7 protein-coding genes and 1 tRNA gene are annotated in these 11,788 nt (G+C 39.5%); 5 read left to right on the top strand and 3 right to left on the bottom strand.

All coding sequences use genetic code 11. The features are described from left to right. Positions 1-116 precede the first annotated feature (116 nt). Together rlmB and Q0X59_RS05125 are read left to right on the top strand one after the other, a co-directional pair. Positions 117-1,115, top strand: coding sequence for a 23S rRNA (guanosine(2251)-2'-O)-methyltransferase RlmB (gene rlmB, locus Q0X59_RS05130; protein ID WP_075522993.1), 999 nt, complete (start codon positions 117-119; stop codon positions 1,113-1,115). A 109-nt stretch (positions 1,116-1,224) separates the two neighbouring features. Then, positions 1,225-2,997 (top strand): ABC transporter ATP-binding protein, encoded by a 1,773-nt coding sequence (locus tag Q0X59_RS05125; protein ID WP_297643627.1) that lies wholly within the window; start codon positions 1,225-1,227, stop codon positions 2,995-2,997. Positions 2,998-3,007: 10 nt separating this feature from the next. On the opposite strand, the gene Q0X59_RS05120 is transcribed toward Q0X59_RS05125, so the two are convergent. After that, complete coding sequence (locus Q0X59_RS05120) at positions 3,008-3,718, bottom strand: nitroreductase family protein (protein WP_103042773.1); 711 nt, start codon at positions 3,716-3,718, stop codon at positions 3,008-3,010. Positions 3,719-3,939: 221 nt separating this feature from the next. Continuing rightward, on the bottom strand, positions 3,940-6,150 hold the full coding sequence (locus Q0X59_RS05115; RefSeq protein WP_297643616.1) for a trypsin-like peptidase domain-containing protein: 2,211 nt from the start codon (positions 6,148-6,150) through the stop codon (positions 3,940-3,942). 578 nt (positions 6,151-6,728) lie between these two features. Here Q0X59_RS05115 and tgt point away from each other — a divergent pair. From tgt to Q0X59_RS05100, 3 genes are all read left to right on the top strand, one after another. Then, positions 6,729-8,030, top strand: coding sequence for a tRNA guanosine(34) transglycosylase Tgt (gene tgt / locus Q0X59_RS05110; protein WP_296156473.1), 1,302 nt, complete (start codon positions 6,729-6,731; stop codon positions 8,028-8,030). A 99-nt stretch (positions 8,031-8,129) separates the two neighbouring features. Further along, positions 8,130-8,212, top strand: a tRNA-Leu gene (locus Q0X59_RS05105). A gap of 533 nt (positions 8,213-8,745) precedes the next feature. After that, entirely contained in the window at positions 8,746-11,004 is a 2,259-nt protein-coding gene (locus Q0X59_RS05100) for a UvrD-helicase domain-containing protein (protein WP_297643614.1), read from the top strand. A gap of 313 nt (positions 11,005-11,317) precedes the next feature. Here Q0X59_RS05100 and Q0X59_RS05095 read toward each other — a convergent pair. Further along, the coding region (locus Q0X59_RS05095; protein WP_297643612.1) for an LPXTG cell wall anchor domain-containing protein at positions 11,318-11,788 on the bottom strand (471 nt) is incomplete at its 5' end.

The following is an 11,788-nucleotide window of genomic DNA, read 5'->3' as shown; positions in this document are numbered from 1 at the left end:
AGAAATAAAGTACACTACAGCGCGCCGAAATAAATAAAGTACTAAACTAGCGAAAATCACTATTAACCAATAGTGTTTAAAACGTTAATGGCTCGGGGACATGTGAGAATGGAAATATGACTACGAAAAAAGGACCAACCAAGGGCTCTGGTGGGAAACATCGCAATGCATTACGCGGTAAAGGGCCTACTCCAAAGGCAGAGGATCGCGTATATCACAAGGCTTATTTTGCAAAGAAAGCAGCAATAAAACGAACATTTGCAGATCCTAGATTAGCAGCACGCAGAAGGGTTGATAAGATGGCTGCTGATTCAGATGAAACAGTAATTGGTCGCAATGCTGCATTGGAAGCTCTACGCGTAGGAGTTCCAAGCACTCAATTGTATATAGCAAATAGGATTGAGCATGATGATCGCACTCGCGAAATCGTGAAGTTAGCAGGCATGCAAGGATTGCGGTTATTAGAAGCAGACCGATTGGAAATGGATCGCATTGCTCGCTCAAGCAATCACCAGGGGATTATATTAAAGATTCAGCCTTATAAATATTACTCTCTTCAAGAGCTTGTAGAGAAAGCTGAAAAAAGAGCACGCGCTATGCAAACTGTGGATTCAGCAGAAGTTCGCATAAATTCGCGCCCACTGTTTATTGCTTTAGATGGAGTTACAGATCCACAGAATCTTGGCGCTGTAATCCGCTCAGCAGCTGCTTTTGGAGCTAATGGCGTGATTCTTCCAGAGCGCAGGAGTGCTTCTGTAACAGCTGCAGCTTGGAAAGTTTCAGCAGGAGCAGCAGCACACTTGCCAGTAGCTAGAGTTGTAAATTTGAATAAAGCAATTGACGGATTACGAGAACGTGGCTGGTACGCAATTGGTCTTGATGGCGGCGGAGATAAACTAGTTGGAGAAACCGGATTTGAAACGGACCCTCTAGTTGTAGTTCTTGGCAGCGAAGGTAAAGGCATGAGCAGATTAACGCGCGAAGCTTGCGATGCTATTGCCGAAATACCTATTTCTAGCGCAGTTGAATCATTAAACGCGTCTGTTGCAGCTGGAATTAGCTTATATGCAATATCTAATGCTCGCAGATTGGCAGCGCTCAAGGAAAATAAATAGAAATAAATAGAAATAATAAAAAATAAAATAATCAGAAAATAATCAGAAAATAATCAGAAAATAATCAGAAAATAATAAGAATTAGAAATAATTAGAAAAAGAAAAATTTATGAACGAGAAAAATTCCTCCACTCGTACGCATTTTGCTTATATTGAGTGGATTTCAAAGCATGCCCGTACTCTTACATTCATTGCGTATCTTGCTGTTATTGCGCTTGTAATGTGCTTCCATGAGCCATGGTTTGATGAAGCTCAAAGTTGGCTTATTGCACGCGACTCATCTTTTACTGATTTGCTTTTACTTCGTCCGCATTATGAAGGACACCCACCACTGTGGACTTTACTTCTCTCAATTCCAGCAAAAACTGGCGTTCCATATGAAATCGGACTTAAAAGTATACAATTTTTGTGCTCTGCGCTATTCGGAGGATGGCTGATTTTCAAATCGCCTTTTAATCGCACAGCTACGCTTTTACTACCTTTCACATATTTTGTATGCTTCCAATATGGCGTAACAGCACGCCCATATGCTCTACTTTGTGCAGGATTGCTAATGAGCGCCAGCTATTGGAAAAATCGCAATTCTGAACCTTGGAAATTATCTTTAACTCTAGTATTTTTGTGCCTAATAAGCGCGTACGGAATCGCACTAGCAGCAGGATTTGCTTTAGCTTGGATCTTACAAGCAATATTATCTTCTGGAATACAAAAAGTTTTTAAAGAAATTACTTGTAACACGCAAAGATTTATTTGCTGGTTTTTAATAGCAATTGTTGGAGTTCTAAACACAGTTTGCATTTGGCCTGCATCAGACGCATTTGCAACAAGGCCTACTCATGATGGCAATTCTAAAATCATACAATGGCTATCTTTTATTTTTGTGATGCCTTCTGAAAGCGCTTTCACATCTTTCTCTAATGACGTGTCTTTAAGACGCATGTCACTAAGCGTACTTGCGACTTTGATTTGCGTAATAATATCTTTAATTATGTGGATTTTTGTAATTCGCATTTCTAGCACAAGGCACACTCTTAGCACGCTGATACTCCCTTATCTCATGCTTTCAATTGTTGCAACGAAATACTTTACTTTGCATCACAGCGGAATCGTGTTCACATTTTTCATTGCTCAAATTTGGATTTGTGTTTCGCAAAGTCCACTAGAGCTTAAAGATATACCTGGTTTTATTAGGAATCTATGCAAATGCTCAAAATCTAACACAGAATCTAACACAGAATTAACTTTGGACTCTAGCTCAAACTTGAGTGAAAACTCGAATTTAAGCTCAAGCAAATGCTCAAGATGCACAAGATACGCAAGTAGAACTATTTCGCATATTTTGATTCTCGTTTTGCTTCTTCCAAGCATTATTTGGAACGTATGCGCATGCGTAAACGATATACGATTTGATTACTCTGGATCTAGAGCGCTTGCAAATTACATTTCAAAGAACAACGCTTACAATAAGAGATGGATGGGATCCTGGCTGCATACTGAAGCAATTACAGATTCAAAAGGAAATTCTATTTCTCCAGAAACGAATGATTTACGCCAATACTCATGGCAATTAGTGACTGCTAATCCTTATTTTGCTAAGAATCTTATTAGCTGCAGTCATAAAAATTCTTCGTTTATAACTAACGAATTGCCTACACAACAGCAATCCGATGAAGATATGTCATCATGTTCATCAAAGAAAGAGTCCGATTACTTTGTAACTAGCTCTAACGAACCGTGGTACTACTTCTTGGCTTTAAACTACAACATCTCGCATTATAAAAAACAAGATATTGCGCAAATTGAAACAGCTTGGAAGTCAAAACTTATACCAGGAAAAGTTACTGTATATAAGCGCGGAAATCCTAAAAGCTTTATAAAGTAAAGGAATAGATTTATAAAAGCTCGATATTTGGATGCTTAGCTCTGAATTTGTTCACAGGAGAATCGCTTGCGTACCCAAGAGCGAATCCTGTGAGCAATTCATAGTTTTTTGGAATATCATATTCCGCATCCAGCGGGCTTCTCCAATTTGCTAATACACCTAGAGGGCAAGAATCAACTCCCTCAGACTTAGCTGCTAAGAAAAGCGTTTGTAACATCAATCCTGCGTCCATTGCTGAAAAAGGCATGAAATCGCTTCTAGCAAAAACGAATCCGATTACAGGAGCTCCGAAAGCTTCAAAATTGCGTTTCATATGCGCATTTCTAGCTGCAAAATCATGTCTATCAATTCCTAAATGAGCATATAGAGATAAACCTAATTCAGCACTACGCTGTTTCAAATCATCCGGATACGGCTGCATAACTGGAACATCTCCGTCTGGAGAAGATTGTTCTTCCAACGCTTTTCTTTCATACTCACTTAAAGATTTATCTTTAGATTTCAGCATTGCATCACATTTTTCTAAATAAGACTTCACAATGCGATTCTTGCGCTCACCTTGTGCAATCGCGAGCGCATATGGTCGCGTGTTGCTCCAACTTGGTGATTTAGATGCAGTTTTAAGTATTGAATCCAATATGTCTTTGCTTATTGGAGTATCGAAAAAATCGCGTGCAGAAAATCGCGACTCTGCTAGTTCTGCAAAAGTTTTATAAGTCATATGTATTATTTTATACCTTTGTTTACGAAATATACTGTTGTTGACTGATTTTGTGAAGCGCGTTTCACAAATACAAATACACCCCGATAGCAAGCAAATTACTTGCTATCGAGGTGTATTATTCTTAACAACTAACGCAATCTGGAAATTAAACTAGAGCAATGCTCCAAACTAGAACAATTCTCTAAACTAGAACAATCCAGCGCGCTTAGCACACTAATTTACCAGAATCCGAATGGATCAAAAATTCCTCCATCGTCATCGTCACCGCGCTGCTGAGAATCGTCATCGTCATCCCCGTCATGCTTATTTTGCTTAGGTGCAGGAGCAGGAGCAGGATTTTGCGAATCCTGATTATCTTTATTTCCTTGATTATCTCCGCGCTGAACACGAGAACGAGGATCTTTTCGAGTTTCACCCATTACAGCAGCTTCTTCTTGATTAAATACAACGTTCAGCTTAATAGTATTATTTCCTCTTACAACCGTAAGAGAAGCTTGACCATTCAACGCTGTTGCACGCACGTATCCTAAAAGCGAATAATTACTCGAAACAGGCTCACCATTAAACGCAACTATTGTATCTCCCTCGCGAAGTCCAGCTTTAGCAGCAGGAGTTCCAGCTGTAACAGATACTATTTGCGCACCACCTCTAGAAACATTGTTAGATGTGACTAAAGCATTTCTAATCGTAATTCCTAAAGCTACGTGTTTTACAGAACCATTTTTAATAATCTCGTCTACTACTCGCTTAGTTAAATTAGAAGGAATAGCAAAACCGATTCCTATAGATCCAGGCACGCTACCTTTAGATGAAGATGATGCGATAGATGAATTGATTCCGATAACTTGACCAGCAGCATTGAATGTAGGACCACCAGAATTACCAGGGTTTATAGCAGCATCTATTTGCACAGCATCAGTAACAATCTCAGAACGAGATTTATCGTCCATAACCGAAACAGGTCTATGCAAAGATGAAACAATACCAGTAGTTGCAGTATTAGAGTATCCTAAAGGATTTCCAATAGCCATCACCGCTTCTCCAACAGCCAACGAATTTGAATCAGCGAATTTCACAGGCTGAAGATTTTTAGGAGGATTTACTATTTTCAAAACAGCTAAATCGGTTGTCTTATCTGTTCCAACTACTTGTGCTTTGTATATTTCCCCAGTAGAAAGCGTCACTTGAATTTGCTCTGCACCGGATACTACGTGATTATTTGTAACAATATGACCTTCTGTGTCAACAATCGCACCAGATCCTTTACCTTCCATATTTGCTGAGCGCATTTGTATTGACACAACGGATCTATATACATTTTTCGCAACAGTTGCCCAATCAGGAGCATTGCCGCCCTTGATTATTGCACTACCCTTTCCTCCTGTAACTGCGCTTGAACCTAATCCAGAAAGAGAGCCTGATTGCGGCAAAGATATGAGTCCATTATTGATAGCAAAAAGCGTCATCACAACACATATGATTGCAGAAACAGCAGCAGAAATTATTGCCACCATCACATGAGAAGCAGCAGAATTAGAACGATTAGGATTTGCTTTTATAGGAGGATATTCGTTATACTCTGGCAAATTTCTGATTTCATTTTTCAATCTTTCTTGCAAGTCATCATCTGAATCTGAAGAATCACCAGCTGTGTAGCCCATTGGCTGGTTTGAATTTGCACCAGAATTTGCACCAGAATTTTGAGAGTCAAATCCTGAATTTTGAGCATATAGCGCAGGCTGAAGTTGATTTAGATCACCTTGATTTGAATCACCTTGTTCGCTTAATTTATCTGAACTTTCACTGTAGTTATCTAAATCATCCAAATTGTAATAAGGGTTTCCAAACTGAGGAGCGCTGCTATTGTTTTTAAAACCGTTATTAGAAGATCCATTATATTGTGGCGAAGAATACGAAGTAGAATTCTGCAGATTTTCAGGAGGAACAGGCGGAAGTGTATTCTGCAGATTCTGAGAATTAAATGGATTTTGATTGTTTAGGAAAGGATTCTGCAGGTTCTGAGAATTCTGAGGATTTTGAGAATTTTGCTGATTTTGTACAGCATACGGATTTTGTAGATTCTGCAGGTTCTGAGAATTTTGAGCATTCTGAGAATTCTTCGCATTCTGCGATTGAGTTCCGGCAGCTGCAAAAGAATTAGATTCCGTGTTAGTAATCCTGTACGCACCATATTTTGGAGCAAGTCTGTATGTTTGAGGTTGATTCTCTTCCGATTTACTTTCTACAGAACGACTTTCGCTATATTGCAATTCAGCTTTTACATTATGATCTTGATTTGCTCGATTATCTGAATCTGCTGCGTTCTCTTGAATTACAGTATCGTCATAGTTAGCTTGACCAACTTGACTAGCTTGATTCTCATCAAGCTTTTTCTCATTGCTATTGTTGCCATACATATCTTCTGCCATAAACACTCCTTAAAATTCTTCCACCAACTTCCACTAATAATAAACCATGTTGTTATTAAACTATACAGTTCTCTATGTTAATTATTTGTGTAATTTATGTACACTGCGCGAACGCTTCTATACACGCAATGCTTATACTCGTCTATCAATCACTTAATCTTACTAATTAGCTCTAAGTAATTTATAATTTGAAAACTCCTTAAAACAAAATCCCACACAAAACTCATCTCTAGCTACCTCTCTAAGATCACTATCTCTCCCTAAACTTTCACTCTTTCACTAACTTTCACTCTTTCACTATCTCTCGTTATCTCTCGTTATCTCTCGAAACCTCTCACCATATTTGCAATCTCTCACAAACTTTCCCTAAACTCACTATCTCTCACTCTCCAAAACTCTCCCACTCTCCAAAACTCCCGAAACTCGCTATCCCTCAAATCTCTAAAACCCTCAAAACACTCAAAACTCCATTTGCTTTTTGTAGCTTATATCTATATATTCATTAAAATGCTTAAAGTTTTGTGAGCGAATCCTTTAAATTAACTGTGTTATCTGTAAAAAGTAATAGAGTAAATCATATGAATAATCTTATTGAGCATCCACGCGGAGCTGAACCGAATAAACCTGGCGACAGGAGCGAGTTTTATTTCACTTCTAAAACTCGTCTTCCAGATAACGCAAATGGCAAAGGACTTAATGGCGCTAGATATGGAAGAACCGGCATAATACATACCCCTCACGGGGATATTCACACACCTGCATTCGTTCCAGTCGCAACTCAAGCTGCAATGAAAGCAGTACTACCTGAAACAATTAAAGACTTAGGCGCGCAATGCATGCTTTCCAACGCATTCCACTTATACGAAAGACCAGGCGCAGATACTTTAGATGAAGCAGGTGGATTAGCAAAATTCATGAACTGGAATGGTCCAACTTTCACAGATTCAGGTGGATTCCAAGTTCTCTCTCTTGGAGCTGGTTTTAAGAAAACACTTGCAATGGACGTTACAGGCATGAAGTCAGATGACGTTATTGCAGAAGGCAAAGAGCGAATGGCTTTCGTAGACGAAGATGGAGTAACATTTAAATCTCCTCTTAACGGAGCTAAACATAGATTCAGTGCTGAAATTTCTATGGGCATTCAACATAAACTAGGCGCTGATATTATGTTTGCTTTCGATGAGCTTACAACTCTAATGAACACTCGCCATTACCAAGAAGAATCTGTTGAACGCACTTTCCGTTGGGCAAAGCGCTGTGTTGATGAGCACAAGCGTTTAACACAAGAGCGTTTAGGAAAACCTTATCAAGCGTTGTATGGCGTTGTTCAAGGAGCAAATTACGAAGATTTGCGTAGACGCGCAGCTTCGCAGATTGCTTCTCTTGACTTTGACGGAGTCGGTATCGGTGGAGCAATTGAAAAGCGCATTATTGGAGATACTTGTGCTTGGATTTGTGACGCTATGCCAGAGAATAGACCACGTCACGTACTTGGAATAGCAGCAGTTGACGATATTTTTGCTTGCGTTGAAAACGGTGGAGATACTTTCGATTGCGTAGCTCCTGCTCGATGTGGACGTAACGGTGCTATTTTCACTCGTCACGGAAGATACAATGTAAAGCGAGCAGATTTTAAACACGATCAAGGTCCTCTTGAAGAAGGATGCGATTGCTACACTTGCACACATTACTCAAGAATGTATGTAAATCATTTGCTTCGTGCTAAAGAAATGAATGGATACACTCTTGCAACAATCCACAATGAGCGATTCTTTGTAAAACTTCTAGACGATATTCGTTCTTCAATTGATAATGGATATTTCGAAGAATTTAGAGATGAATCATTAGCTCACTATTATGAGAACGGATCTAAAGGATAATAAAAAACCGTAAGAGGATAATAATGCCAACACGCTTATGTTTATTTGAGTATTTTATTTGCTAAATAAACATAAATATGGTAGCTTTATGCTCTGTATGCGAACGTGGCGGAATGGTAGACGCGCTGTCTTCAGGTGGCAGTGAGCGTATGCTCATGCGGGTTCAAGTCCCGCCGTTCGCACTCTTTGTAAATTGTTGAAAAATCAGCGTTCTTCGCCTGTTATTACACCTTAAAAATAATCTAAATGTGCAAAGTAATGTGCAAAAAATAATCAAAAAAGCAAAAAGCAAAAATCAAAAAATAAGCAAAAACAACGTGTGTAAAAACATAATGCGCAAAAACAAGCAAAAATAATCACAAATAAATAACATATAAAAATAAACAAAAAATAACGTATAAAAAATAACGTATAAAAAACTCATAAATAAACACGAATAAACACAAATAAATAACGTGCAAAAAGACTCACAAATAAAATCACAACCTAAAACGCAAAACTTGCGAAAAATCAACTCAAAAATCGCGTGAGAGATTAAAATTCTAGCGTCATAGTCGAAATTTACGTATACGCCTCGAGATATACTTAAACGCCTAGTTTTAAGCACTAAGATACTCTTGCGAACGCAATAACTTATGTACGCAAGGCTCACAGCAGCACTGTAAAACTTGAAAAGCAAACGATAGCAGATTGATACCAACTAGAACGGACCAAAATGTCTACGTACTCCTCACAAATTAGCGAAGAACAAGACAATGTGAATCGCGCTTACGCACGTCTTGACGATTTACGCAAAGATGCACGCACTCGACTTGACGCAATACGCGCAGCAGGATCTCACGGTTCACCTACTCAGCGCACAGAACGTGATTCTTTTGCAACAATGTATGAAGATCGCCTAATGCAATTGAGAGCAGTAGAAGATCGCCTTGTTTTTGGACGCATTGACAACAATTCAGGAGCTCGTCATTATATCGGTCGCATTGGTTTACTAGATAAAAATTTAGATTCGCTTTTAACAGACTGGCGCGCAGAAGCAGCAAGACCATTTTATGAAGCAACTCCTTCACACCACGCAGACATAGTAATGCGCCGTCATATTACACTTCGCTTTCGCGATGTTATTGGCATTGAAGATGAAGTTCTTGACGTTGATTCAGATGAAGTAAGCAACGCGTCTGCTCAAGGAACACTAACAGGCGAAGGCGCGCTACTCGCTTCACTTGGCTCTAGAAGAACTGGCAAGATGACGGATATTGTTGCAACAATTCAAGCAGAGCAAGATCGCATTATTCGAGCACCACTAAATCGTCCTATTGTTGTTCAAGGCGGACCAGGAACCGGCAAAACAGCCGTAGCTTTACATAGAGCAGCATACTTGCTTTACACGCATAGAAGAAAACTTGAAAACTCAGGAGTACTAGTTGTAGGACCTAGCAGCGCATTCTTGCGTTATATCGATCAAGTCTTACCTTCTTTAGGTGAAACTGGCGTTGTAAGCAGAACAATAGCAAACTTGATTCCTGGAATTGAAGCAACAGCTGAAGATAGTCCACAAGTCGCTAAACTTAAAGGCATGTTCCGAATGCACCTAGCTATTTCGAATGCTATCGAAGCTAGAATTCGCGTTCCAAAAGATCTTCCTACTGTTCGCATAAACGGTTTTGCAATACCGCTAAAGAAAGAAGATATTTTACAAGCACAATCGGATGCTAAAAGCGCTCATCAGCCGCATAATATCGCTCGCAATACGTTTGTAAAATCAGTGCTTAGCGCTTTGAAAAATCGTTATATAGAGCAGCTAGATTACAATCCTGAAAATTCTGAGCTTGATGACGTTATTTCTCAATTGCGTTTAGACGACAAAATCCGCATAACTCTTAATTTAGCTTGGTTGCCAATGAACGGAACTTGGCTTATTGATCAATTATTCTCTAAAGGCGAACAATTACGCGCATTCGCTCCATGGCTTTCTGACGAGCAAGTTAAATCTTTGATTAGACCTAAAGGTAGTCCTATTACAAAATCGGATATTCCTCTTCTAGACGAAGCTATGGAATTGCTTGGACCAGATCCTAAAACAGATAATCGCAACCTAGCTCAGCAAGCTCAAAGAGAATCTGAACGTCAAATTGCATCAGATACTTTAGCTCAAGCTGGGATTGGAAATGGTCTTGTAACTACGGATATGCTTCTTGACAATCTGAATGGATGCGATTCAAGCATGGCTGCAGCGCGCGCGGCAACAGATCGCGAGTGGACTTATGGGCATATTGTTGTAGACGAAGCTCAAGAATTAACTCCAATGGAATGGCGGATGCTTGTACGCAGATGCCCTTCGCGCTCATTTACGATTGTTGGAGATGTTGCTCAAACATCTGCTCTTGGCGGAACTCATCGCTGGAATGCGAGTATGAATCCTGTTTTTGGAAAAGATAATTGGGATTTGTACGAGTTGACTATAAATTATCGCAATCCACGCGAAATTTCTGAAGCTGCAGGAGATTTAGCGATTAAATCCGGATTATATATTTCAACCGTTAGCGCAGTTCGTTCTGTTTCTGGATCTTTAGTGATGCAAAATTATGATAATGATTCAGATTTGAATACTTCTCTTGCTAAATATTGCGTTGACTTGTTCCATGAATTCGTATCTGAAGATGGCACTGGTCGCGTAACTGTTATTGCACCTAAATCAATGCTTAAAAGCACGCAAGAGGTTGTTTACAATGCTCTTAAACAAAATATTTCAAGCGAGCAATGGGAACAGCTTAAAAGGCAGATTTCTGAAAACTATGGCGATGCTCAAGTTAGCGTGTGTAGTGCTGAAGATGTAAAAGGCTTAGAGTATGACGCAGTTGTGTTAATTAAGCCTGAGTTGATTGAGAATGAAGCTTGCTCACGCTTGAGCGCTGCTGCAGATGTGTATGTTGCTATGACTAGACCAACTCAAAGGCTGGTTGTTTTACGGTAGAGGGCTCTATCTGGTTTTAACGTGTTGTTCTAGCTGGCTTTTATGTAGGACTCTAGATGGTTTAGACGTGTGACTCTAGATGGTTTAGACATGTGACTCTAGCTGGCTTTTACGTGTTGTTCTAGCTGTCTTTAGTGGGGATCTGGCTGGTTTTAATGTGTGGCTCTGGCTGATTTCTACGTAGTGCTCTGGCTGATTTAGATTTCTCTGCAGATTTTATTTACTTTTCTCAAACTGAATTAAAAGCTGAATTAAAAATCCCTAGCAACCTTTCGGAAGCTAGGGATTTCGTTTAACTAAGCGTTTTTATGATTTAACGCTTGCTATGCTTGCGTCTAGTAGACACAATTCCTATTCCCATAGCAGCAAACAATGCGCTAAAGCTTGCAAAGAACGTTGCATTTAAGCCAGTATTTGGCAACTTTCCATTAGCATTATTTTGGGAAGAAGAATTAGCATAATCTTGCAATGCTGCTTTAGCGTCACGCAATGCTTTCAAAGCTGCATCAACTTGAGCCTGAGTTGCATTAGGATCAGCTAACACGCGCTGAGCATTAGCAAGAGCCTTCTTGTACGCCTTAGATGCAGCTGAATCAGCATGAGCGGTTGCTTTAGCAGAAGCATCACCAGAATTGTTGACTTCTTTTTGCAATTCAGATTTATCTACAGCTGAACTATCGTAAATTCCGCCAACTCCATAGTAAGAAATGATGCGATTCTTAGCATCTTGCAATGCTTTCAAAGCTGCATCAACTTGAGCCTGAGTTGCATTAGGATCAGCTAA

The organism is uncultured Gardnerella sp. (assembly GCF_947280595.1).
GTDB lineage: Bacteria > Actinomycetota > Actinomycetes > Actinomycetales > Bifidobacteriaceae > Bifidobacterium > Bifidobacterium vaginale_A.
This window is presented reverse-complemented; position numbering and strand designations above follow the sequence as displayed.